The sequence below is a fragment of the Falsiroseomonas bella genome (genome assembly GCF_003173615.1).
Classification (GTDB): domain Bacteria; phylum Pseudomonadota; class Alphaproteobacteria; order Acetobacterales; family Acetobacteraceae; genus Falsiroseomonas; species Falsiroseomonas bella.
Genome location: NZ_QGNA01000001.1, coordinates 534,116 through 556,860, shown reverse-complemented (window position 1 = coordinate 556,860; position 22,745 = coordinate 534,116). Strand labels below are relative to the sequence as shown.

Annotated in this window: 20 protein-coding genes; 10 read left to right on the top strand and 10 right to left on the bottom strand. The window is 73.0% G+C overall.

Features of this window, described 5'->3' with window-relative positions:
• Positions 1-10: 10 nt before the first annotated feature.
• The gene (locus tag DFH01_RS02530; RefSeq protein ID WP_109868815.1) at positions 11-1,630 is read left to right on the top strand and encodes a pilus assembly protein TadG-related protein; all 1,620 of its coding nucleotides are present in this window, start codon (positions 11-13) and stop codon (positions 1,628-1,630) included.
• On the opposite strand, the gene DFH01_RS02525 is transcribed toward DFH01_RS02530, so the two are convergent.
• Together DFH01_RS02525 and pgi are read right to left on the bottom strand one after the other, a co-directional pair.
• Positions 1,620-2,120: an RNA pyrophosphohydrolase gene (locus DFH01_RS02525; protein WP_109869889.1), complete on the bottom strand. Its 501-nt coding sequence runs from the start codon at positions 2,118-2,120 to the stop codon at positions 1,620-1,622. The two genes, DFH01_RS02530 and DFH01_RS02525, sit on opposite strands and share 11 nt — an antisense overlap.
• Positions 2,117-3,763 (bottom strand): glucose-6-phosphate isomerase, encoded by a 1,647-nt coding sequence (pgi, locus tag DFH01_RS02520; protein WP_109868814.1) that lies wholly within the window; start codon positions 3,761-3,763, stop codon positions 2,117-2,119. Before pgi ends, DFH01_RS02525 begins: the two co-directional genes overlap by 4 nt.
• Positions 3,764-3,863: 100 nt before the next feature.
• Here pgi and DFH01_RS02515 point away from each other — a divergent pair, with 100 nt between their 5' ends.
• Positions 3,864-6,836, top strand: a complete 2,973-nt coding sequence (locus tag DFH01_RS02515; RefSeq protein ID WP_109868813.1) for an ATP-binding protein — start codon at positions 3,864-3,866, stop codon at positions 6,834-6,836.
• A gap of 27 nt (positions 6,837-6,863) precedes the next feature.
• Here DFH01_RS02515 and DFH01_RS02510 read toward each other — a convergent pair whose 3' ends face one another.
• From DFH01_RS02510 to DFH01_RS02495, 4 genes are all read right to left on the bottom strand, one after another.
• Entirely contained in the window at positions 6,864-8,117 is a 1,254-nt protein-coding gene (locus DFH01_RS02510) for a M16 family metallopeptidase (protein WP_109868812.1), read from the bottom strand.
• Entirely contained in the window at positions 8,114-9,517 is a 1,404-nt protein-coding gene (locus tag DFH01_RS02505) for a M16 family metallopeptidase (RefSeq protein WP_233255928.1), read from the bottom strand. Before DFH01_RS02505 ends, DFH01_RS02510 begins: the two co-directional genes overlap by 4 nt.
• Positions 9,518-9,605: 88 nt before the next feature.
• The gene (locus tag DFH01_RS02500; RefSeq protein WP_233255927.1) at positions 9,606-10,292 is read right to left on the bottom strand and encodes a cupin domain-containing protein; all 687 of its coding nucleotides are present in this window, start codon (positions 10,290-10,292) and stop codon (positions 9,606-9,608) included.
• 65 nt (positions 10,293-10,357) lie between these two features.
• Positions 10,358-11,737, bottom strand: a complete 1,380-nt coding sequence (locus tag DFH01_RS02495; protein WP_109868810.1) for a S8 family serine peptidase — start codon at positions 11,735-11,737, stop codon at positions 10,358-10,360.
• A 109-nt stretch (positions 11,738-11,846) separates the two neighbouring features.
• Between DFH01_RS02495 and DFH01_RS02490 the strand changes: the two genes are divergently transcribed.
• Both DFH01_RS02490 and DFH01_RS02480 read left to right on the top strand, forming a co-directional pair.
• On the top strand, positions 11,847-12,392 hold the full coding sequence (locus DFH01_RS02490) for an RNA polymerase sigma factor (RefSeq protein ID WP_109868809.1): 546 nt from the start codon (positions 11,847-11,849) through the stop codon (positions 12,390-12,392).
• Between the two features lie 3 nt (positions 12,393-12,395).
• The gene (locus tag DFH01_RS02480) at positions 12,396-13,148 is read left to right on the top strand and encodes a hypothetical protein (protein WP_158287585.1); all 753 of its coding nucleotides are present in this window, start codon (positions 12,396-12,398) and stop codon (positions 13,146-13,148) included.
• 40 nt (positions 13,149-13,188) lie between these two features.
• Here DFH01_RS02480 and DFH01_RS02475 read toward each other — a convergent pair whose 3' ends face one another.
• The 4 genes from DFH01_RS02475 to DFH01_RS02460 are packed head-to-tail and all read right to left on the bottom strand — an operon-like array spanning position 13,189 to position 16,352.
• Positions 13,189-13,815: a TetR/AcrR family transcriptional regulator gene (locus tag DFH01_RS02475; protein WP_109868807.1), complete on the bottom strand. Its 627-nt coding sequence runs from the start codon at positions 13,813-13,815 to the stop codon at positions 13,189-13,191.
• Position 13,816: 1 nt separating this feature from the next.
• The gene (gene paaK / locus DFH01_RS02470) at positions 13,817-15,130 is read right to left on the bottom strand and encodes a phenylacetate--CoA ligase PaaK (protein WP_109868806.1); all 1,314 of its coding nucleotides are present in this window, start codon (positions 15,128-15,130) and stop codon (positions 13,817-13,819) included.
• On the bottom strand, positions 15,127-15,558 hold the full coding sequence (paaI, locus tag DFH01_RS02465) for a hydroxyphenylacetyl-CoA thioesterase PaaI (RefSeq protein WP_109868805.1): 432 nt from the start codon (positions 15,556-15,558) through the stop codon (positions 15,127-15,129). Before paaI ends, paaK begins: the two co-directional genes overlap by 4 nt.
• On the bottom strand, positions 15,555-16,352 hold the full coding sequence (locus DFH01_RS02460; protein WP_109868804.1) for an enoyl-CoA hydratase-related protein: 798 nt from the start codon (positions 16,350-16,352) through the stop codon (positions 15,555-15,557). Before DFH01_RS02460 ends, paaI begins: the two co-directional genes overlap by 4 nt.
• A 104-nt stretch (positions 16,353-16,456) precedes the next feature.
• On the opposite strand from DFH01_RS02460, the gene paaN reads away from it, so the two are divergent.
• From paaN to DFH01_RS02430, 6 genes are all read left to right on the top strand, one after another.
• Positions 16,457-18,127: a phenylacetic acid degradation protein PaaN gene (gene paaN / locus DFH01_RS02455; protein WP_109868803.1), complete on the top strand. Its 1,671-nt coding sequence runs from the start codon at positions 16,457-16,459 to the stop codon at positions 18,125-18,127.
• Positions 18,128-18,155: 28 nt separating this feature from the next.
• Positions 18,156-19,322, top strand: coding sequence for an ABC transporter substrate-binding protein (locus DFH01_RS02450; protein ID WP_109868802.1), 1,167 nt, complete (start codon positions 18,156-18,158; stop codon positions 19,320-19,322).
• A gap of 115 nt (positions 19,323-19,437) precedes the next feature.
• Complete coding sequence (locus DFH01_RS02445) at positions 19,438-20,313, top strand: branched-chain amino acid ABC transporter permease (RefSeq protein ID WP_109868801.1); 876 nt, start codon at positions 19,438-19,440, stop codon at positions 20,311-20,313.
• 1 nt (position 20,314) lies between these two features.
• Positions 20,315-21,247 (top strand): branched-chain amino acid ABC transporter permease, encoded by a 933-nt coding sequence (locus DFH01_RS02440; RefSeq protein WP_109868800.1) that lies wholly within the window; start codon positions 20,315-20,317, stop codon positions 21,245-21,247.
• A complete protein-coding gene (locus DFH01_RS02435) occupies positions 21,244-22,041 on the top strand; it encodes an ABC transporter ATP-binding protein (protein ID WP_233255926.1) in 798 nt (265 codons plus the stop codon). Before DFH01_RS02440 ends, DFH01_RS02435 begins: the two co-directional genes overlap by 4 nt.
• Position 22,042: 1 nt before the next feature.
• On the top strand, positions 22,043-22,735 hold the full coding sequence (locus tag DFH01_RS02430) for an ABC transporter ATP-binding protein (RefSeq protein WP_442899691.1): 693 nt from the start codon (positions 22,043-22,045) through the stop codon (positions 22,733-22,735).
• Positions 22,736-22,745: the final 10 nt, after the last annotated feature.

Genomic DNA, 22,745 nt, shown 5'->3' with positions numbered 1-22,745 from the left:
GAGACCCGCGATGGACAAGCGCGGCACGACCGCGGCGCTGACCGCGATGATGATGGCCTCGATGATTGGTGCCGCCGGCCTTGCCGTGGACAGCACGCGGATCTGGCTGGTCGAGACGCGGCTGCGCACCGCCGTGGATGCCGCCGCGCTGGCCGCGGCCCGCCGGCTGACCGACCCGAACCGAGACAGCGAGGCCGCGGCGGTCTTCTGGGCCCACTTCACCCAGCGCGACGGCACGCGCGGCTATCTCGGCGCGACCATCGGCGATCCGCAGATCAGCCTGGCCGCGCCCGGCTCCACCGCGCTCACGGTGCAGGCCAGCGCCACCATTGGCACGACCCTGTTCGGCGTGCTTTCCAACGCAAGCGTCGTGCGCACGGAGCGCACCACGGTCCAGCGCGGCGGCAGCGGGCTCGAGCTCGCGATCGTCGTGGACCAGACGGCCTCGATGCGCGACCCTGCCGGCGGCGGCATCGCCGGCACCAAGCTCGATGCCGCACGCACGGCCATCCACACCATGCTCGACGTGCTCTATGGCGGGCGCGACACGCAGCAGAACCTCTATGTCTCCGTCGTGCCCTTCGCGCGCACGATCAACATCGGCAGCGGCAATTCCGCCATGCTCGACACCAGCAACATGCCCGCCGGCTGGACCCTCGGCGGCTGGTCCGGCTGCGTCGAGGCGCGGCGCAACGGCCACGACACGACGGACGCCGCCCCCACCGGCGCTGCACGGTTCCGGCCCTATTTCTGGGAAAGCACCTACCGTAGGGTCGGCACCGTCGGCTCAGGCCGCTGCGTCAGCGGCAATGCCTATCCCGGCAGCAACAACAACACGCGCTTCTGCCACGGCGACAACGACTGGCCGACCGCCGCCGGTGCGCCGACCCAGTCCCAGCTCAACGCGAACAAGATGTACGACACGCTGCGCGACGCGGGCATGGCCCATGCCGATTCGATCGGGCCGAACCTGCTCTGCGCAATGACGCCGATCCAGCCGCTGACGGCGCGCCGCAGCCAGGTGAACGCCGCGCTGGCCTCGATCGTCGCACCGCAACGCAGCGGCGGCACCACCACGGCGGTGGGCCTGCAGGGGGCCTGGTACACTCTCAGCCCGAACTGGCAGGGCTACTGGCAGAACCCGAATGCCGGCATTCCCAACACGCCCAACCTGCCGCTGCCCTACAACACGCCGAACATGCGCAAGGTGGTGGTGATCCTGACTGACGGCGACAACAACTGGCAGCCGCCCTACGGGGCGAGCTGCGGCGCGAGCGACGACGGCGTCTGCCCCAGCGCCAACGGCACGGAGCTGATCTACAACGCCTATGGCCGCGTCGCGGACTACAATGCGCGCTTCCCGAGCGCCCGCATCAGCCCGGTCACGCAGACGAACGCCGATGCGCGGCTCGACGAGCGCTTCGCCGCGGTCTGCGAGGCGATGAAGGCGCCGGGCGTGAACATCACCGTCTATGTCATCGGCTTCCAGGTCGCCAATGCGCATCGCGCCCGGCTGCAGGCCTGCGCCAGCAGCCCCGCCCACTACCTGGAGAGCCCGAACGCGGCGCAGCTCCAGGCGGTGTTCCAGCAGGTCGGCGCGCAGCTCGCCAGCGTCCGCATCACCGACTGACGCGGGGCGCTGCGAGGTGCGCGAAGCTGCGCACCAGCTCCACATAGATGTCGCGCTTGAACGCCACGGCGAGGTCCGGCAGCTCCTCCAGCCTCGCCCAGCGCCACGCGTCGAATTCGGGGTGCTCGTCCGCGTCCAGCCGGATGTCGGCATCGGTGCCGGTGAAGCGCAGCGCGAACCATTTCTGCCGCTGGCCGCGATAGCGCCGCGCGATGCGGAAGCCGCGCGCCGCGAGCTCCGGCGGGAAGTCGTAGGTGAGCCAGCCCGGGAATTCCTCGAGGATCTCGGCCTTGTCGGTGCCGACCTCCTCCTTCAGCTCGCGCAGCACCGCCACGCGCAGGTCCTCGCCCGCATCCACGCCGCCCTGCGGCAATTGCCAGCCGCCCGCCGCGCCCTCCGCATTCGGCAGGTCGGCGCGGCGCGCCACCAGCACCAGCCCCGCCGCATTGAACAGCAGCGCGCCGACATTGTCCCGGTACGGTTTCGTCATCGCCACAGCCCGCGGATCTCCGCCACCATCGCCGCCGTCGCCGGATCGCTCGCCGCGGCGCGGCCATCGAGCGCCGGCAGGATGCCGGCGGCCAGCTGCTTGCCCAGCTCCACGCCCCACTGGTCGAAAGGATTGATCCCCCAGAAGGCGCCGAGGCAGGCGACCTTGTGCTCGTAGAGCGCGACCAGCGCGCCGAGCGCCTCCGGCGTCAGGGCCGGCAGCAGGATGGAAACGCTCGGCCGGTCGCCGGGGAAGCTGCGATGCGGCGCAAGCCGCGCCACCTCCTCCGCCGGCAGGCCGGCGCTGGCCATCGCGGCGCGCGCTTCCGTCTCGCTGCGCCCGCGCGCCAGCGCCTCGGCCTGCGCCAGGGCATTGGCCAGCAGGATGCGGTGGCTGTCGGCACGGGCGTGGTCCGGCCGCGCGACCAGCACGAAGTCCACCGGCACGGGCGTGGTGCCCTGGTGGATCAGCTGCATGAAGGAATGCTGCGCATTGGTCCCGGGCTCCCCGAACACCACCGGGCCGGTCGGCATCGCCACCGGCGCGCCCGAGACCGTCACCCGCTTGCCGAGCGATTCCATCTCGAGCTGCTGCAGATGGGCCGGCAGCCGCGCCAGGCGCTCGTCGTACGGCAGCACCGCGCGTGCCGGATAGCCGAGGCCGTCCACGTGCCAGACCTCGGTCGCGGCCAGCAGCAGCGGCAGGTTCTGCGCGTCCGGCGCGGTGAGGAAATGCTCGTCCATCGCCCGCGCGCCGGCGAGCAGATGCTCGAACGCGTCCCAGCCGCAGGCCAGCGCCACGGAAAGCCCGACCGCCGACCACAGGGAGAAGCGCCCGCCGACCCAGTCGCGGAAGCCGAAGACGCGGTCCGGCGCGATACCGAAGGCCGACGTCGCCGCGAGGTTGGTGGAGAGCGCCGCCATCTGCGCCGCCGCCGCCTCCGCGCCGACGGTGCCCGCCAGCCAGGCGCGGACCAGGCGCGCATTGGCCATCGTCTCCTGCGTCGTGAAGGTCTTGGAGGCCACCAGCACCAGCGTGCTGCGCGGATCGAGCTCCGGCCGCAGCGCCTCCCACGCATGCGCATCCACGTTGGAGAGGTAATGCGCGCGCAGCCCGCTCCCCGGGCGCCACAGCGCGCGGGTCACCATCGCCGGGCCGAGGTCGGACCCGCCGATCCCGATGTTGAGCACGCTCGTGAAGCGGCTGCCGTCGGCAGCCAGGATCCGCCCCGCATGCACGCCTTCGACGAAGTCGCGCATCGCGCGCAGCGTCTCATGGACCGCGGCCGAGGCATCCTCGGCGCCGGCGCGATAGCGACCCGACGGACCGCGCAGCGCCATGTGCAGCGCGGCACGCCCTTCGGTGGCGTTCACCGCCTCGCCGCGCGCCATCGCATCCCGGAAGGCCGTCACGCCGGTCGCGCGCGCCAGCGTCAGCAGCGCCTCCAGCGTGCCGTCGTCGAGCGAGGTGCGGGAGAGGTCCAGCAGCAACCCGGCGGCGCGGCGGCTCAATCGGCGGAAGCGATCCGGATCGGCATCCAGCCGTGCGCGCACCGCGGCGGCACCCGGGGCTGTGGCCAGGGTGCGCAGGGCCCGCCAGGCATCCTCCGGCGTTGCGGCCGCGCGGGTCGCGGGATCGGCCATGCGCTCGCCCTCCTCATTGCGCCGCCGGGCGCAAGCCGATGGTTCATGCCGCAGCTTCGGGTTAGATACCGTCCCGCGGAGGAACTGCGAAGGGATCGGCATGGCCGGCGCCCGACACGGGGTGGAGAGCACCGGACCGGCGTGGCGCCGCCTGCGCCTCGCGCTGGTGGCCTTCGCCCTGATCGCGACCGCGCTGTTCACCGCCGCCAGCATCGCCGACCGCGACACGACCCTGGCGCAGGGCCGCGCCGCGGCGGAGAACGCGGCCGCCCTGCTGGCCGAGACGGCCGAGAGCGCGCTGCGCATCGCCGAGCTGACCAGCGCCAATGTCGCGGATCTGGTGGAGCGCAACGGCCTCGATGCCCTGCGCGACCGGAGCTGGCCCGACCTCTCGGCGCTCGATACGCTGGCGCATGAGGTCGGCGCGATCTGGGTGGCGGATGCGACGGGCCGCCTGGTCGCCAGCTCGCTTCGCCCCGATCCGCCGTCGCTCGATCTCGGGCAGGAGGAATGCTTCGTCGCCGTGGCGAATGGCGCGGGAGAGCATCTCGCCCGGCTCGACCTGTCGCCCGAGACGCGGGTGTGGAATTTCGGCTGGATGCGGCCGCTGCGATCAGAGGGCCGCTTCATCGGCGCGGTGCATGCCGCGATCCATGTCGATCAGTTCAGCCGCGTCCTGGAGCGGCTCGCGCTCGGCCCGGCGGCGGAGGTGCGGCTGCTGCGGGCGGATGGGGCGGTGCTGCTGCGCTGGCCCGTGCCGCCGCACCCGCCGGTGCCGCCGGAGACGCCGCGCCGCGGCACGAGCGGCTTCGCCGAGGAAGCCGGCCCGGACGGACGCGCCCGCCTCGTGGCGTGGCGTGCCGCCCTCTCGGTGCCGGCGACGGCGGTCGTGGCCGTGTCCGAGGACGACGTGCTCGCGCCCTTCCGCCGACGGCTGCTGCGCAACGGCCTGCTCTTCTGCCTCTCCTTCGCGCTGGCGGGCAGCCTCGGCGCCGCCGCGCTGCGCGCCGGCCGGCGCGAGGCGGACGCGATCCGCACGACGGTGGAGCGCGGCGCCGCCCTGGCCGAGGCGCTGTCGGACCGGCTGCACCTGCTCGCCTCGCTGCAGGAAGGCGAGGCGCGGCTGCGGCTCGCGCAGCAATCGGGCGGCATCGGGCTCTGGGACCTGGATCTCGAGACGGCGCGCATCGCGCTGGCCGGCGACGTCTTCGGCCATTGGGGCCTGCCGGGCGCGGAGCAGCGCGGCTTCCGCAGCCTGCCGGTGCGCGCGCTGCTGCGCGCCATCCACCCGGATGACCGCGGCGTGCTGGTGGCGGCGCTGTCGGATGCGGTGAGCCACGGTGCGCCGCTGGATGTCGAGTTCCGGCTCGCCGGCGTGCTGCCGCCGCGCTGGATCGGCGCGAAGGCCGAAGGTCGTGCCGCCGGGGAGGCCCGCCCGCGCCGCCTGCTCGGCATCGCGCGCGACGTCACCGCGGAGCGCGCGGCGCAGCGGGCGATGGAGGAGGCGCGGCTGACGCTCGAGCGGCGCGTCGCCGAGCGCACCGGCGCGCTGGCCGAGGCGAATGCGCGCCTGCGGGAGGGCGAGGCGCGCTTCCGCGGCCTGTTCAACGCCACCTTCCAGTTCATCGGCCTGCTCTCCCCCGACGGCACGGTGCTGGAGGCGAATGCGGCGATGCTGCGCCTCGGCGACGTCACCCCTGTGGAGGTGATCGGCGAGCCCTATTGGGCGGCACGCTGGTGGCCGCAGGACGCCGCGACGCAGGCGGAGTTGCGGGAGGCCATCGCCGAGGCCGCATCCGGCCGCTTCGTGCGACGCGAGACGCGGATGCGCGATGCCGCGGGGCAGGCGGTGACGGTGGACTTCTCCGTCACGCCCGTGCGCGGCGAGGACGGGCTGGTCTCGCTGCTGGTGGCGGAGGCTCGCGACGTCTCCGCGCTGAAGGCGGCGCAGGCGCTGCTGCATGAGGCGCAGAAGATGGACACGCTTGGCCAGCTCACCGGCGGCGTGGCGCATGACTTCAACAACCTGCTGATGGCCGTGCTCGCCAATCTCGGCATCGCCCGCCGTCGCGCGGAGGTCGCCGCGCCGGACCTGCTGCGCCACCTGGACGCCGCGACCCAGGCGGCCGAGCGCGGCGCCACGTTGACGCAGCGCCTGCTGGCCTTCGCCCGGCGCCAGGACCTGAAGCCGATGCCGGTGGACCTGCGCGCGCTGCTGCTGGGGGTGGAGGCGCTGCTCCGCCGTTCCGCCGGCCCGCTCGTGACGCTGGAGCTCGATGCGCCGGAGGACCTCTCGCCGGCGCTGGTGGACCCGCACGCGCTGGAACTCGCCCTCGTCAACCTCACGGTCAATGCGCGCGACGCGATGCCGGAAGGCGGCCGGATCGGCGTGCGAATCGCGCAGGTGGACGGACCCGCGCCCGGGCGCCTGCCGGCGGGGCGCTGGCTCACCGTGGCAGTGAGCGACGAAGGCGGCGGCATGGACGAGGCGACGCTGTCGCGCGCCGTCGAACCCTTCTTCACCACCAAGGCGGCGGGGCAGGGCACCGGCCTCGGCCTCTCCATGGTGCATGGCCTTGCCGCGCAGTCCGGGGGCGCGTTGGTGCTGGACAGCGCGCCGGGCCGCGGCACCACCGCGACGCTGTGGCTGCCGGCATCGAACCGCCTGCCCGTGCCGGCGCCTTCCCAGGAGGCGGATGCGCCGATGCCCGGCCGCGGCGCCGTGCTGGTGGTGGATGACGAGCCGCTGGTGCTGGAGAGCACCGCGGCCATGCTGGAGGAACTGGGCTATGAGCCGGTGCCGGCCGAGAGCGCGGAGGCCGCGCTCGCGTTGCTCGATGCGCGCCGCGACGTCACGGCCGTGCTGACCGACCACGCCATGCCCGGCATGACCGGCGCCGCGCTGGCGGCGCGGCTGCGCCTGGACCATCCGGGGCTGCCCGTCATCCTGGCCACCGGCTATGCCGGCGGCGGGCAGGAGGAGCCCGGCGGCCCGCCGCGCCTCGCCAAGCCCTACAGCCTGGCGCAGCTTTCCACCGTGCTGAGCGGCGCCATGGCGCGCGCGGCGGAGTAGCCGCCGCCTTTGCTCGAGCCCGCGTCGCTACAGCCCGACGGGCTGCCCCGCGATCGCGACCGACAGCGCGCCCGGCTCCAGCAGCCGCTGCGCGACCGCCGTGGTCTGCGCCGTAGTCAGCCCGCGCAGCCGCTCCGCCCGCGCATTCAGCCAGTCGAGTGGCCGCCCGTTGCGGCGCAGCGCGAGCAGCGTGCCGGCGATGCGGCGGCTGTCGGTGAACTGCAGCGGCAGGTTGCCGGTGAGGAAGGCGACGGCGTCGTCCAGTTCCTCCCGCGTCGGCCCTTCCGCGGCCATGCGCGCCCATTCCTCCCGCGTCACCGCCAGCGTCTCGGCCACGCGTGCATTGTCGGTGGCGGAGGAGCCGACGACGATGCCCTGCCCGAACAGCACGTCGAGCCCCGCGCCGATGCCATAGGCGAGCCCGCGCTTCACCCGCACCGCCTCCATCAGGCGGGAGGAGAAGCCGCCGCCGGCCAGAACGCGGAGCACCACCTGCGCCGTCTCCCATTCCGGGTCGGTCACCGGCAGGCCGGGCTGGCCGAACAGGATCGCCGATTGCGGCGATGCGACCTCCACCACGCGCCGGTCGAAGGCAGTGAAGGCGGGCAGCGGCGGCGCCTCGGGCGGTGCGCCCGGGGGCAGGCCCTCGAACAGGGCCGGCATCAGCCGCGTCAGTTCGTCCGGCGTGATCGCGCCCGCGGCGGCGACCAGCAGCCCCCCGGACCGGATCTGCCGCGTCAGCGCGGCGCGGATCGCCTCCTCCGGCAGGGCCGAGAGCGTCTCCACCGTGCCGCCCGTCGGGCGGCCCGCGGGATGGTCGGGAAAGGCCGCGGCCCAGAAGGCGCGCCCGACCTGGCCGCGCGGCGTCTCCAGCTGCGCGCGCGCGCCGGCCACCGCGCGGGCGCGCACCCGTGCCACCGCGGGCTGATCGAGCCGCGGCGCGCGCATCGCGAGATTGGCCAGTCGCACCGCCTCCGGCAGCGCCGTCCGCAGCGCGCGCAGCGAGCCTTCGAAGCCGTCGCGCTCCGCGCCGAAACCCAGGCCGATCGCCTCGTCGCGCAGCGCATCGGCGAAGGCGCGGTTGTCGAGGTCGCCCGCGCCCTCGGTCAGCAGCGCCGCACCCATGGAGAGCGCACCGGCATGCTCCGCCGGATCGAGCGCGGCGCCGCCGCGCCAGGCCCAGGCGATGGAGACGACGGGAACGGATTGGTCCTTGATCAGCCAGGCGGAGCGCCCGCCCGCCTCGACGGTCTGGATGTCGAGCCGAAAGGTGTCGGTCATGCCCGCACCTCCGCCGGCGCCGGGACGCCTTCGGGCAGCAGCCAGCCGCTGGCCGAGGGCGCCTTGCCGAGCACCGCCTCGGCGGCCTCCGCCACCTGGTCGCGCGTGACGGCGCGCAGCCGGGCCGGCCAGAACTCCACCGTCTCCAGCGGCAGGCCGATCGCCAGCGCGCCGCCGATCATTCGGGGCGCCGCGCCGAGCCCGTCCAGCGCCAGCAGCGCGCCGGCCGTCATCTGCCGGATGGCGCGCGCGACCTCGGCCTCGGTCGGGCCGCCGCCATCCAGCAGGCGCTTCACCTCGGCCATCATGGCTTGCTCGACGCGCTCCGGCGCCACCTCGCGCCGCGGCACGGCGGAGATGCCGAAATCCGTCCAGGAGGCCGCATCGGAATCGTAGGAAGCGCCGACCGAAACGGCGAGGCCACCCTCCACCAGGGCGTGATGCAGGCGCGATCCGGTGCCGCCGCCGAGCAGGTGGCGCAGCACTTCCAGCGGCTCGCCGAGGCGCGTCTCGCCCGCGGTCAGGGAGGGCGCCTGCCAGTCGCGCAGGAACACCGCCTCGCCGCGCAGCCGCGGATCGTTGCGGCTGTAGCGCGGCTCCGGGATCTCGGCCGGCGGCGCGGCGCGGTTGCGGGGCACGGGCGGGCCGGGCGGCAGGGCGCCCCATTTCGCCTCGGCCACCTGCCAGAAGCTGTCGGAGGGCACGGCGCCGGTCACCACCAGCACGGCGTTGCCCGCGGCGTAGCGGGCGCGGTGGAACTCGACCAGGTCGGCATGGGTGATCGCGCGGATCTCCTCCTCCCAGCCGATGATCGGTCGGCCGGCCCAGTGCTGCCGACCCCACATCGCCGCCTGGAAGCCCTCGAAGAACAGCGCGCGGGGCGAGGAGGAGGTGCGCTGCGCGCGCTCCTCCAGGATCACCTGCCGTTCCGGCTCCACCTCGTCCGCCGGGATGCGCGCGGCGGCGAAGCGGTCCGCCTCCATCATCGCGACGAGGTCGAGGCGCGAGGCCTCGACATGCTGGAAGTAGCCGGTGACGTCGCGCGAGGTGAAGGCGTTGTCGTTCCCGCCCTCCCGCGCCACGCGGCGGGAGAACTCGCCGGAGGCCACCTGCGGGCTGCCCTTGAACATCATGTGCTCGAGGAAATGGGCGACGCCCGACTTCCCGGCCGGGTCCTCGCCGCCGCCCGCGGCGACATAGGCGTATTGCGCCACGACCGGCGCGCGCCGGTTCTCCACGAAGGCGACGCGCAGCCCGTTGGGCAGCGTGCGCAGCGTGGCGCCGAACAGTGGGCGCTCTGTCACGCCGGCGGGCGTGGCGGGTTGCGCCAGGGCCTCGGCGGGCAGGGTGGCGGCGGCCGCGCAAGCGGCAGCGGCCTGAAGGGCGGCACGGCGGGTCATGCGGGACATGCCGCGAAAGTGGCCCCGGCCGGGGGATCGGCCAAGCCCGGGAACGGTATCGAAAGGTGAACGCGCCGGGGGCGGGCCATCAGGCGCCGGGCGGCAGGCGGATCTGCGCCAGATGCCCTGCCTTGGCCCAGACGGTCGCGCCCTGCGGCCCGGCCACAGCCACGCCGCGATGGCCGGGCGGCAGGCGCAGCCAGGCATGCCGGCCGAATGCCTCGCCCCCTTCCGTGAAGCCGCCGGCCAGGACCAGCAATTCCAGCCCGCGCGGGGCGAGCAGCGGCACCCGTGCCCCCGGCACCCAGTCCTCGATCCGCACCGTCTCGTCCTGGCGGGCGAGCAGCGGCGCCACGAGCACGCCGGGCCGGAGCGGATCGGCGGCGCGAGGCAGGGCGGCGATGTCGGCGCGCAGCGGCGTCAGGTCCTCCGGGTCGAACTGCCAGAGCTTGACGAAGATGGTGCAGCCCGGCGCCGAGGCCGGGACATGCGATGTGCCCGGCGGGTTGCGCACATAGGTGCCCGCCGGGTGGTCGCCCGTCTCGTCCTGGAACACCCCGTCCAGCACCAGGAATTCCTCGCCGCCGTCATGGCGGTGGCCGGAGAAGGCGCTGCCCGGCGCATACCGCACCAGGGAGGTGGCGCGCGCCACCTCGCCGCCCACGCGGTCCAGCATCAGCCGCTCGACCCCGGCCATGGGCGAGGCCACCCAGGCCTCGGGCGCGGGATGCACCGCGGCGCGGCAGGCGAAGTCGGCGTTGAGGCGCAGCGTCATGGCGGCAGTCTAGCACCGCGTCACGGGCGGACCGAAGGGCGTGCTCCGGGCCGCGCCGCGCCGGCTCACCAGGCGGCGTCGAGCCGCGGCGCGTCGCAGCCCTGGGCCGGGCGGATCAGGCCCCAGCCGAAGATCCGGTCGCGCCCGGGCGAGCCGAGGTCCTCCGCGCCGGCCGCGAGCAGTTGCAAGGCCGCATCGCGGTCCTGCCCGGCCATGGCCCAGGCGAAGGCGGCGCTGACGAAGGGCACCGCGTAGGAGGTGCCGCTGAGCCGCACCCCGGCGCGCCCGGGCGCCGCCAACCCGACGCCCGGCGCGGCGAAGGCGAGATGCGGCCCGCGCACCGCGCGCACGAAGGGCCGCCGCGCGCGGTCCACCGCGGTGACCGCGACCACCCAGGGATAGGCGGCGGGATAGCGGGGCGGGCTCTGCTGCCCGTCATTTCCCGCGGCCGCGGCGAGCAGCAGGCCCTGCGCTGCGGCCCGCTCCGTCGCCAGGGCCAGTACCGCATTGTCCGGGCCCGCGAAGGAGAGGTTCACCACAGCGACACCCCGCGCGACCAGCAGCGCCAGCGCGCCGGCGATGTCGAAGGCATCCGCCGCGTCACCATCCGGGCGCCGGTGGAACGCATCCACCGCGACGATCGGCACATCGCCGAGCGCGGCGCCGAGCAGCGCGGCGACGGCGGTGCCATGCGCCGCGTCGGACGGCGCGCGGCCGCTGCCGCGGCGCGTCAGGCGCTCGATGCGCGATCCGGCGAGCGCGGGATGCTCCGCGGCGATGGCCGTGTCGATCATGCCGACCGGCAGGGCGGCGCAGCGCGCCGGCGCCGGGCCGCCGCTCGCCGCGGCGGGCGCCGCCATCCCTGGCGCGGCCGAGCCCGGGCGATAGAGGTGGTTCAGGTCGAAGCGCGCGGCCGGCGCCAGGCTGCGCGCGGTGGCCGCGGCGGCGGCGGGCGTGCTGCCGCGGGGCGGGCCGAGCCGCATGATGCTTCCCGGCACCAGCAGCGCCGGCGTCTCCTCGATCACCGTGAAGCCGACGGCGACCAGCCTGGCCCGGGCGGGCGCATCCACCCCGATCGCGGCAATCTCACGCGGCACCGTGGTCGCGGCCTGCGCCGGCGGCCGCGCGGCCTGGCGGGGCGCGGGGGCCGGCGCCGGGGCGGTCGGGGCGGGCGCCGGCGTGACGCCGGGCACGAAGACGCCGAGGAAACTCCGGAGATCGCGGAGCGGGTCGCCGGTGGAGGGCGCGCCCCGCGGCATGGGGGTCGCGGGATCCCCGCCGCCTCCGTCCGACGCGCCGCCTTGCGCGCCGCCGGCGCTGCTGCTCGCGCCGCCGCCACCCGGACCGCCGCCGTCATCGTCGTCGTCGGCCCGCGGCGCACCCGCCGGCAGCGCAAGCAGTAGCAAGGCGACAAGCAGGGCGGCGATCCGTCGCGGGTCGCGCATGGACTGTTCTCCCGGTCTGCCGACGCCTGATTGGGGCACGCGGGATGTGGTATCTGCCCCGGCTGTGGGAATAACGCCGGGGGCCGGACGATTTGATGGCGGAGTGTTGATGTCGTCCGACGGAAGTCAGCCCGGGCCGAGCGACTTCGCCAAGGCGCTGGTGGCGCTGCTGCCGCGGCTGCGGCGCTTCGGCGCGGGTCTCGCCGGCTCGCTCGACGCGGCCGACGACCTGGTGCAGGCGGCCTGCGAGCGGGCGCTGCGCATGCCGGAGCGGTTCACGCCCGGCACGCGGCTCGATTCCTGGATGTTCCGCATCATGCAGAACATCTGGATCGACCAGCGCCGGGCGCAGGCCCGCCGCGGCCCCGCAACCGGCGAGCCGGACGCGATCGCGGCACTCGTGGGCGCGGATGGGCGGCGCGAGACGGAGGCCACCCTGACGCTGGAGCGCGTCTGGGCGGCGATGGATGCGCTGCCGGAGGAGCAGCGCGCGGTGCTGGTGGCGGTCTGCGTGGAGGGGCTGAGCTATGCGGAGACGGCGGAACTCCTGGAGATCCCGGTGGGCACGGTGATGAGCCGGCTGTTCCGCGCGCGCCGCGCCCTGGGCGCCGCGCTCGGCCTGGCGAGCGCGGCCTACACCGGCGGGAGCGACTGACGCATGGACCGGGAGGAGGAGGACATGCTGCTGATGCGCCTGGCCGATGGCGAACTCGCCGAGGTCGAGGCCGCGCCGCTCCGCGCCCGTCTCACCGCGGAGCCCGGGCTCGCGGCGCGCTATGCGCTCTTCGCGGAGACACGCCGCGCCGCCGCGGCCGCGCTCGGGCCGGTGGCGGAGGCGCCGGTGCCGGCCGCGCTGGTCGCCGCGGTGCTGGCTGCCGATGCAGCGGGCAGTCCTGGCACAGGTGCGCGCAAGGTCGTGCCCCTGCCCACGCGACCGCGCCCCGCCACGCGCAGCTGGCTGCCGATGGCACTCGCGGCCTCCGTCGCCGCGCTGCTCGCCGCGCCGGTCGGCTACTGGCTCGGGCGCGAGGGCGCCACGGCGCCGGGCGGGTTGCGCGATCCGCTGGCCGGCGCGCAGGCGCTCGTCGCGGCCGCGCTGGAGGCGACGCCGTCCGGCAGCGCCCGCACCGAGGGCAGCTATCGCGTGCAGCCTCTCGCAACGCATCCGGTCGCCGGCGGCGCCTGCCGGGACTTCCTGCTCGAGGGCCCCGCCGGCGCGCTGGCGGGGCTCGCTTGCCGCGACGGCGGCGCCTGGGCGCTGCGCGCCGGCGTCACGCTCGAAACCGGCGACGCGCTGCGCACCGCATCGGCGGAGCATCCGGTGATCGGCGCGATGCTGGAGCGGCTGGGTGCCGCGCCGCCGCTCGACGAGGCGGCGGAAGCCGCGCTGATGCGTCGCGGCTGGCGCTGAGCGCGTCCGGCCCGGCAAGCGCCGGCCCGGGCGCCGGGCGTCACCCGCTGGCCATCGCCTCCCCGAACTGGTCCGCCACCGCCGGCACGCCGGCCGCGATCAGGGTCGCGACCATCCGCGCATAATCCGCGCGCGTCAGCTTCGCGCCCTCGCGGTGCCACAGATAATGCCAGTTCAGCATCGCGAAGAAGGACATGGTCAGCGGCATCAGCAGATGCCGCTGCCGCGCGATGTCGGGATGCAGGTCCGCGACGATGCCCGCGGCCTCCTCCACCAGCGCCCGTTCCAGCGACTTCAAGGCTTCCTGCCGCTCCGGCGAGAGCAGGGAGAGGCAGGCGATCTGCACGCGGTGCACCGCATCCGCGTCGCGATACGCATCCAGCAGCAGGAAGGCGAAGGTCTCGAGGCGTTCGCGTGGGCTGCGCGTGAGCATGTGGACGCCGCGCGCGAGCTCCACCAGGTGCTGCAGGTGCTGCGCCAGCACGTCGAAGAGCAGTTCCTCCTTGTCGCGCCAGTAGTGATAGACCAGCGCCTTGGAGACGCCGCAGGCCTGCGCCAGCATCGCCAGCGAGGCGCGGTCGTAGCCGTGCCGTGCGAACAGCTCCGCCGCCTGCGCCATGAAGGCCTGGCGTTTTTCGAAGTGGTCGGCGGCCCGTGGTCGCGCCATCTTACTTCCTCTTGTCCACGACACGTCGCGCCTTGCCGAGGCTGCGCTCGATCGCGCCGGGGTCGCGCACATCCACGGCGGCAGAGACGCCGATCATCTCCTTCACGTGATGCGCCAGCGCCTGCGCGGCGGCGGCGCGCTCGCCCGCATCGCTGCCGGGCTCGCATTCCACCGCGATGGTCATCGCATCCATCGGGCCCTCGCGCGTCAGGACCAGCTGGTAGTGCGGCGCCAGGTGCGGCACGCGCAGGATCTGCTCCTCCACCTGCGAAGGGAACACGTTGACGCCGCGCAGGATGATCATGTCGTCGCTGCGGCCGGTGATCTTCTGCATGCGCCGGAAGGCGGGACGCGCCGTGCCCGGCAGCAGCCGCGTCAGGTCGCGCGTGCGGTAGCGGATGACCGGCATCGCCTGCTTGGTGAGGCTGGTGAAGACCAGCTCGCCCGGCTCGCCATCCAGCACCGGCTCGCCGGTCTCGGGGTTCACGATCTCCGGGTAGAAATGGTCCTCCCAGATATGCGGGCCGTCTTTGGTCTCGACGCATTCATTGGCGACGCCGGGGCCCATCACCTCGGACAGGCCATAGATGTCCACGGCGTGCAGGTCGAAGGCTTCCTCGATCTGCGTGCGCATCGCCTCGGTCCAGGGCTCGGCGCCGAAGATGCCGACCTTGAGGGAGGATTTGCGCGGGTCCACGCCCTGTCGCCGGAACTCGTCCAGCAAGGCGAGCATGTAGGAGGGTGTGACCATGATGATCTCGGGCCGGAAATCCTCGATCAGCTGGACCTGGCGCTCGGTCATGCCGCCGGAAACGGGGATGACGGTGCAGCCCATGGCCTCCGCGCCGTAATGCGCGCCGAGCCCGCCGGTGAAGAGGCCGTAGCCATAGGCGACATGCACGATCATCCCCGGCCTGCCGCCGCTGGCGCGGATGGATCGGGCGACGAGCGCGGCCCAGCTGTCGATGTCCTGCTTCGTGTAGCCGACGACGGTGGGCTTGCCCGTGGTGCCGGAGGAGGCGTGGATGCGGACAACCTGCTCGCGCGGCACGGCGAACATACCGAAGGGATAGTTGGCGCGCAGGTCCGCCTTCGTCGTGAAGGGGAACTTCCGCAGGTCTTCCGGGTCGCGGAAATCCAGCGGCGTGACGCCGGCTTCCTCGAAGGCGCGGCGGTAATGCGGGACATTCTCATAGGCGTTGGCGAGGGTGGCGGCGAGGCGCTCGCGCTGCAGCGCGCGCAGCTGCGGCGGCGAGAGCCGCTCGCCTTCGTCGAGCAACTCGGCCGGCGGCGGATCGCCGAGGCGCGTCGTCATGGCGTGACCTCCACGAGATGACCTTCGATGACGCGGGACAGGCCGCGGAACACGGCGATGGCGCGGCCGTCCTGGTCGCTGACGGTGACGTCCGTGATGCCGCTGCGGCCTGCGCTGGTGGTCTGCACGGCGCGCGCCGTCAGCGTGTCGCCGAGCTTCGCGGGGCGCAGATAGGTGATGGTGTTGCTCTGCGCGACGGCGCGACGGTTGAAGGAATTGCAGGCGAAGGCGAAGGCGGAATCGGCCAGCGCGAAGATGAAGCCGCCATGGCAGATGCCGTGCCCGTTCACCATGCGGCTCTCCACCGGCATGGTCAGCTCGGCCTCGCCCGGCGCGACACGCGCGATGCGCATGCCGAGGCCGGCGGAGGCGCGGTCCTCCGCCCACATGGCGTCGGCGCAGGCTTCGGCCAATTGCTGTGGCGTCATTCGGGCGCGCCTTCGAAGCGTGCGGCGCGCTTCTGCTGGAAGGCCGCGACGCCCTCCGCATAGTCAGCACTGCGACCGAGCTCGCGCTGCATCTGCGCTTCCAGTGCCAGCTGCGCGTCGAAGCCGTTGCTTTCGGCGGCGGCCAGCGCACGCTTCGTCGCCGCCAGTGCGCCGGCAGGCAGGCGCGCGAGGCGGTCGCAGAGCTTCTCCGCCTCCCCCATGACCGCGTCCGACGGCACCGCGCGCCACACCAGCCCCATCGCCGCGGCCTCGCTGCCGCTGATCGGATCGCCGAGCATCGCCAGCGCCCGCGCGCGCGCGGGGCCCGCGAGATGCGTCAGCGTCCAGGTCGCGCCGCTGTCGGGGATCAGGCCGATGCGGATGAAAGCCTGGGCGAAGCGCGCATCCTCGGCGGCCAGGGTGATGTCGCAGGCGAAGGCGATGGAGGCGCCGGCACCGGCGGCGACGCCATGCACCGCGCAAACCACCGGCTTCGGCAGGTCGCGGATCGTGCGCACCAGCCGGTTCCAGCCGCGATCGAGCACCGCGCCGAGATCGGCCTCCTGCCCCGTCAGCCCCGGCTCCGCCAGGTCCTGCCCCGCGCAGAAGCCGCGCCCGGCGCCGCTCAGAAGCACCGCCCGACAAGCCGGATCGCGCCCCGCATCCTCGAGCGCATCGCACAGCGTGGCATGCAGCGCCGCGTCGAAGGCATTGAGCTTCTGCGGCCGATTCAGCGTGAGCTTCCGCCAGCCCTGCCGCTGCTCGACCAGTAGCGGTCCCGCTTCCTCCGCCATCCACCCCTCCCTCAGACATCCGATCCGGATCGTTTAGTATTGACTGTCCGTTCGGTTAATCTATTTTGGCGGCTCGCCAGGGTCAACAGGGCGGGGAGGAAGCGATGGCGGGCGATTTCCGCGACGCGCTGTTCGCGAAGCATCGCGCGACGCTGGAGCAGGCCATGCAGGCGGCGCGCTCGCGCGCCTATTTCTCCGCCTATCCCGAGGCGCCTTCCGGCAGGATCTATGGCGAGACGGCCAAGGCCGATGCAGACGCCGGCTTCGCCGCTCTGCTCGCAAAGCCTTTCGCGCCCGGTGCGCGGCAGGTCGGCGCCGAGGTCTCGCCCTGGGGACCGGCGCTACGCATCACCTATCCGTCCGAGGATGTCGCGACGCTGGTCGCGCGCGCGGAGGAAGCTGCGCCGGCTTGGGCGGAAGCCTCGCCGGAACATCGCGCGGGCGTCTGCCTGGAGATCCTGCATCGCCTCAACCGCGACAGCTTCCTGATGGCGCAGGCGGTGATGCACACCACCGGCCAGGGCTGGGCCATGGCCTTCCAGGCCGGCGGGCCGCATGCGCAGGATCGCGGGCTGGAAGCGGTCGCCTATGCGATGGAGGAACTCGGGAAAATCCCCGGCGCGGTGCGCTGGAGCAAGCCCGCGGGGAAGGAGACGCTCAACCTCGACAAGACCTTTCGGGTGATCCCGCGCGGCATCGGGCTGGTGATCGGCTGCGCGACCTTCCCGACCTGGAACGGCTATCCCGGGCTCTTCGCCGATCTCGCCACCGGCAATGCGGTGATCGTGAAGCCGCACCCGGCGGCGATCCTGCCGCTGGCGCTGACGGTGCGCACCGCGCGCGCCGTGCTGGCGGAGGCGGGCTTCCCGGAAGACGTGGTGCAGCTCGCGCCCGATACCGCGGACGCGCCGCTTGCGGCCGAGCTCGCGCGGCATCCGGCGATCGGCATCGTGGACTTCACCGGCGGCCCGGCCTTCGGCGGCTGGCTGCGCACGCATGTCGCGGGCGCCAAGCCGCTGCACACCGAGGAGGCCGGCATCAACCCGGTCGTGCTGCATTCCACCGCGGATTTCGCGGGGCTGTGCCGCAACCTGGCCTTCTCGCTCAGCCTGTACAGCGGCCAGATGTGCACCGCGCCGCAGAATCTTTTCGTGCCGTCTGGCGGCATCATGACCGAAAGCGGGCCCAAGGCTTTCGACGAGGTCGCGCAGGCGCTTGCCGCGGCGGTGGACGCCCTGCTCGCCGATCCGGCGCGTGCCGCGGGCGTGCTCGGCACCGTGCAGAACCCGGCGACGCTGGACCGCATCGCCGCCGCGCGCGGACTGGGACGCGTGGTGCGCGACAGCGGGACGGTGGAGATGCCGGGCTTTGCCCAAGCGCGCAGCGCCACGCCGCTGATCGTTGCGGTCGAAGCCGCGGACCGCGCCGCCTGGGGCGAGGAGCGCTTCGGCCCAATCGCCTTCCTGATCCGTTGCAAGGATGCAGATGAAGCACTCGCGCTGGCCGCAGCCTCCGTGCGCGAGAAGGGCGCCATCACCGCGCTGGTCCACAGCACGGACGAGGCGTTCCTGCAGCGCGCCGAGACAGCGTTCGCCAGGGCCGGCGTGGCGCTCAGCGAGAATCTCTGCGGCGGGCTGTTCGTGAACCAGTCCGCGGCCTTCAGCGACTATCATGTCTCGGGCGCGAACCCGGCCGGCACCTCCTGCCTGACGGACGCCGCCTTCGTCGCCAACCGGTTCCACATCGCCATGGCACGGCGCCCCGCCGCGGCCTGAGCGCGTCACACAGGGAGGAAGAAGAAACATGGGTATCGCTTCCATGCTCCGGCGCGGCGCGCTCGCGCTCGGCGCCGCCGCCATCGTCGCACTGCCGGCGCTGGCGCAGCGCAACGACCCGATCCGCATCGGCGCCGTGCTGTCCGTCACCGGGCCGGCGAGCTTCCTCGGCGACCCCGAGGACAAGACGCTGCGGCTCTACGTCAACCGCATCAACGCCGCGGGCGGCGTGAACGGGCGGCCGATCCAGCTGATCGTCTACGACGATGGCGGCGACGCGAACCGCGCCCGCACCTTCGCCACCCGCCTGGTCGAGGACGACCGCGTGGTGGCGATGGTCGGTGGCACCACCACCGGCACGACGATGGCCATGCGCCCGGTCTTCGAGGATGCGCGAATTCCCTTCATCTCGCTCGCCGGTGGGATCGAGATCATCGACCCCGTCTCGCCCTACACCTTCAAGACGCCGCACACCGACCGCATGGCCTGCGAGAAGATCTTTTCCGACGTTCGCGCCCGCGGCCTTTCCCGCGTGGCGCTCATCAGCGGCACGGACGGGTTCGGGCAGTCCATGCGCACGCAATGCCAGCGCGTGGCGCAGGCGGCGGGCATCACCATCGTCGCCGACGAGCAATACGGCCCGCGCGACTCCGACATGACCCCGCAGCTGACGCGCATCCGCAACACCCAGGGCGTCGAGGCGGTGGTGAACCCGGGCTTCGGCCAGGGCCCGGCGATCGTCACGCGCAACTACGCCCAGCTCGGCATCCGGCTGCCGCTCTATCAGTCGCATGGCGTGGCCAGCGCGCAGTTCATCCAGCTCGCGACGCCACAGGCCGCCGAGGGCGTGCGCCTGCCCGCGGCCGCGCTGCTGGTGGCCGAGCAGCTGCCGGCGAACGATCCGCAGCGCCAGGTGCTGATCGACTACAAGACCGCCTTCGAGCGCGAGACCGGCCAGCCCGTCTCCACCTTCGGCGGGCATGCCTATGACGGGCTGATGATCCTGGTGGAGGCGATCAAGCGCGCCAACAGCACCGACGGCACGCGCCTGCGCGACGCGATCCGCGCCACGCGCGGCTTCGTCGGCACCGGCGGCGTCGTGAACATGAGTGCTACGGACCATATGGGCCTCGATCTCTCCGCCTTCCGCATGGTGGAGATCCGCAACGGGCAGTTCGTGTTGATTGGAAACTGAAGACGTCTCCCTCCCTCGCTTGCGGGGGAGGGTCGGGGTGGGGGCAGGTGACTGGGGTGCGCCGATACTGCGGCCCCCACCCAACCCTCCCCCGCAAGCGGGAGAGGGCTTCTTCGTGGGTGCAGAACTCCTGCAATTCCTCGTCTCCGGCCTGACGGTCGGCGCGGTCTATGCGCTGGTCGCGCTGGGCTTCACGCTGATCTACAACGCGTCCGACGTGGTGAACTTCGCGCAGGGCGAGTTCGTCATGCTCGGCGGCATGGTGACGGTCTTTGCCGTTGCGGCGGGGCTCGCGCTGCCGCTGGCAGCGGCGTTGGCGATCCTGGTGGCGGTCGCGGTCGGGCTGCTGCTGCATCGCCTGGCGATCGAGCCGGCGCGTGGCGCCTCCGCCGTCACGCTCATCATCATCACGATCGGCGCTTCCATCTTCCTGCGCGGCGTAGCGCAGATCGTCTTCGACAAGCAGTTCCATCAGTTGCCGGCCTTCAGTGGCAGCGATCCCATCCTGCTCGCCGGCGCCGCCATCCTGCCGCAGAGCTTCTGGGTGCTGGGCGGCGCGGTGCTGGTGTTCCTCGGGCTGTTCGTGTTCCTGGAGAAGACGCTGCTCGGCAAGGCGGTGCTGGCGACGGCGGCGAACCGGCTGGCCGCGCGGCTGGTCGGCGTGGACACCTCCTTCGTGCTGGCGCTCTCTTTCGGCCTGAGCGCGGCGATTGGTGCGCTCGCGGGAATCCTGATCACCCCGATCACGCTGACCTCCTTCGACGTCGGCACGATGCTGGCGCTGAAGGGTTTCGCGGCGGCGATGCTGGGCGGCATGGGCAGCCCGTTGGGCGCCGTGGTGGGCGGGCTGTTGTTGGGGCTGCTCGAAAGCTTCGCGGCGGGCACCATCTCCTCGGCCTACAAGGATGCGGTCGCCTTCGTGGTGATCCTCGCCGTGCTGTTCACCATGCCACAGGGCCTCTTCGGCCGGCGCAGCGTGGAGCGCGTGTAGCATGAGCGCGCGCTGGGCCACGCTGATCATCCTTGCGGTGATCATCGGCACCATCCCCTGGTTCTTCCCCTCCGGCTTCTACTTCCGGGTCGCGGCGCTGATCTGGGTGACCGCACTCGCCGCCGTCGGGCTGCAGATCCTGATGGGGCAGGCGGGGCAGGTCAGCCTCGGCCATGCGGGGTTCGTCGGCATCGGTGCCTACACCATGGCGCTCGGGCCCAAGCTGCTCGGCCTGGACGTGCTGCTCTGCCTGCCGCTGGGCGCGGCAATTGCGGGTTGCGTCGCCTTCGTGGTCGGGCGGCCGATCCTGCGGCTGAAGGGGCACTACCTGGCGGTGGCGACGCTTGGCTTCGGCATGCTGGTGACGATGGTGCTGGTGAACGAGGTGGCGCTGACCGGCGGGCCGGACGGCATCCGCATCCCGCGCCCCGAACTCCTCGGCTGGCGCATCCGCGGCGGCGAGACCTTCTACTGGATCACCGGCGGCGCACTCCTCATCGGCGTCTGGATCGCGCTGAACCTGCAGGCGAGCCCCTCGGGCCGGGCGCTCGCCGCGCTGCATGACAGCGAAGTGGCCGCGCGCACCGTCGGCATCGACGTCGCCGCACACAAGCTGCGCGCCTTCGTCATCGCGGCGGTCTACGGTTCGGTCGCGGGCGGGTTGCTGGCGCTGATGAACGGCTTCGTCACGCCCGATGCGGCGGGATTCCTGGCTTCGATCGAGTACGTGACGATGGTGGTGATCGGCGGCCTCGCCTCGGTTCCGGGCGCGGTGGTGGGCGCGGCGCTGCTTGTCCTGCTGCCGCAGACCCTGACCTTCCTGCACGAATACGAGCAGGCGGTGATCGGCCTGCTCATCATGCTGTTCATGATCTTCCTTCGTGCGGGCATCGTGCCGGGCCTGGCGGCGCTTCTGCGGCGGAGGCCGGCGTGACCGGGCGGTCCGACGCGCTGCTGAGCGCCGAGAACATCGGCATCTCCTTCGGCGGCCTGCGCGCGCTGGATGGCGTCGGCTTTGCCGCGCGTGCCGGCGAGATCCTGGCGATCATCGGACCGAACGGCGCGGGCAAGACCACGCTGTTCAACATCGTCTCCGGCCTCTATCGCGCGACGGAGGGGCGCATCACGCTGGACGGGAAGGACGTGACGCAGGCGCCGCCGCACCGCCTGGCGGCGCTCGGCCTGTCGCGGACCTTCCAGAACCTGCAGGTGTTCTTCCGCATGACCGCGCTGGAGAACGTGATGGCGGGGCGGCACCTGCGGGAAGGCTCCAGCCTGTTTGCCGACCTGTTCCGCCTGCCGCGCGCGCGCCGCGCCAATGCCGCGACGCGGGATGCGGCGATGGCGCTGCTGGAGGAGGTGGGGCTGGCCGACAAGGCGGAGCTGCCCGCGGGCTCGTTGCCCTACGGCGCGCTGAAGCGCCTGGAGATCGCGCGCGCGCTGGCGACGAATCCCCGCGTGCTGCTGCTGGACGAGCCCGCCGCTGGCTGCAACCCGGTCGAGACGGAGGAGATCGACCGGCTGATCGCGCAGGTCGCCGCGCGTGGCGTCGCGGTGGTGCTGATCGAGCACGACATGAAGCTGGTGATGCGCATCAGCCGCCATGTCGTCGTGCTGAACCAGGGCCGCATGCTGGCGGAGGGCACGCCGGAGCAGGTGCGCACGAACCCCGAGGTGATCGCCGCCTATCTCGGGACGCATGGCGTGAAGGAGGCCAGTCTTGCTTGAAGTGCGGGACCTGCAATCCGCCTACGGTCGGATCCTCGCGCTGAAGGGCGTCTCGCTGCGCGTCGAGACGGGCGAGATCACGGCGATCGTCGGCGGCAACGGCGCGGGCAAGACGACGCTGCTTCGCTGCCTTTCCGGCGTGCAACCGGTCAGCGCCGGCACGGTGAAGTTCCACGGCGAGGACATCACCGGCTGGACGCCGCATCGCCGCGTCGCCGCCGGCATCGCGCAATCGCCGGAGGGCCGCCAGGTCTTCGGGCCGCTGAGCGTCGAGGACAATCTGCGCCTGGGTGCCTTCCGGCGTGGGCGCGCGACAACGGACGAAAATCTCGAAAGTGTCTTCGAGATGTTCCCGATCCTGCGCGAGAAGCGCGCGTTGCCCTCGGCGGGCTTGTCTGGCGGGCAGCAGCAGATGCTGGCGATCGGTCGCGCCCTGATGAGCGAGCCGCGGCTGCTGCTGCTGGACGAGCCGAGCATGGGCCTGGCGCCCGTGCTGGTGGACCAGATCCTGGATGCGGTGGTGGCGCTGAAGCGCGCCGGCGTGACGGTGCTGCTGGTGGAGCAGAACGCGTCCGCGGCGCTGGCCATCGCGGACCGGGGCTATGTGATCGAGACCGGCCGGATCGCGCATGGCGGCACCGGTCAGGCGCTGCTGCACGATCCGGCTGTCAGGGAAGCCTATCTGGGCCTCTGATGGGCTCGCC

What these genes read in the sequence shown, in the direction of transcription:
- DFH01_RS02530 (WP_109868815.1), top strand. Translation starts at nt 11, where the DNA reads ATGGACAAGCGCGGCACGACCGCGGCGCTGACCGCGATGATGATGGCC.
- DFH01_RS02480 (WP_158287585.1), top strand. Translation starts at nt 12,396, where the DNA reads ATGGACCGGGAGGAGGAGGACATGCTGCTGATGCGCCTGGCCGATGGC.
- DFH01_RS02490 (WP_109868809.1), top strand. Translation starts at nt 11,847, where the DNA reads ATGTCGTCCGACGGAAGTCAGCCCGGGCCGAGCGACTTCGCCAAGGCG.
- paaK (WP_109868806.1), bottom strand. Translation starts at nt 15,130, where the DNA reads ATGACGACGCGCCTCGGCGATCCGCCGCCGGCCGAGTTGCTCGACGAA.
- pgi (WP_109868814.1), bottom strand. Translation starts at nt 3,763, where the DNA reads ATGGCCGATCCCGCGACCCGCGCGGCCGCAACGCCGGAGGATGCCTGG.
- DFH01_RS02440 (WP_109868800.1), top strand. Translation starts at nt 20,315, where the DNA reads ATGAGCGCGCGCTGGGCCACGCTGATCATCCTTGCGGTGATCATCGGC.
- DFH01_RS02525 (WP_109869889.1), bottom strand. Translation starts at nt 2,120, where the DNA reads ATGACGAAACCGTACCGGGACAATGTCGGCGCGCTGCTGTTCAATGCG.
- DFH01_RS02460 (WP_109868804.1), bottom strand. Translation starts at nt 16,352, where the DNA reads ATGGCGGAGGAAGCGGGACCGCTACTGGTCGAGCAGCGGCAGGGCTGG.
- DFH01_RS02450 (WP_109868802.1), top strand. Translation starts at nt 18,156, where the DNA reads ATGGGTATCGCTTCCATGCTCCGGCGCGGCGCGCTCGCGCTCGGCGCC.
- DFH01_RS02495 (WP_109868810.1), bottom strand. Translation starts at nt 11,737, where the DNA reads ATGCGCGACCCGCGACGGATCGCCGCCCTGCTTGTCGCCTTGCTACTG.
- DFH01_RS02505 (WP_233255928.1), bottom strand. Translation starts at nt 9,517, where the DNA reads ATGACCCGCCGTGCCGCCCTTCAGGCCGCTGCCGCTTGCGCGGCCGCC.
- paaI (WP_109868805.1), bottom strand. Translation starts at nt 15,558, where the DNA reads ATGACGCCACAGCAATTGGCCGAAGCCTGCGCCGACGCCATGTGGGCG.
- DFH01_RS02475 (WP_109868807.1), bottom strand. Translation starts at nt 13,815, where the DNA reads ATGGCGCGACCACGGGCCGCCGACCACTTCGAAAAACGCCAGGCCTTC.
- DFH01_RS02500 (WP_233255927.1), bottom strand. Translation starts at nt 10,292, where the DNA reads ATGACGCTGCGCCTCAACGCCGACTTCGCCTGCCGCGCCGCGGTGCAT.
- DFH01_RS02515 (WP_109868813.1), top strand. Translation starts at nt 3,864, where the DNA reads ATGGCCGGCGCCCGACACGGGGTGGAGAGCACCGGACCGGCGTGGCGC.
- paaN (WP_109868803.1), top strand. Translation starts at nt 16,457, where the DNA reads ATGGCGGGCGATTTCCGCGACGCGCTGTTCGCGAAGCATCGCGCGACG.
- DFH01_RS02510 (WP_109868812.1), bottom strand. Translation starts at nt 8,117, where the DNA reads ATGACCGACACCTTTCGGCTCGACATCCAGACCGTCGAGGCGGGCGGG.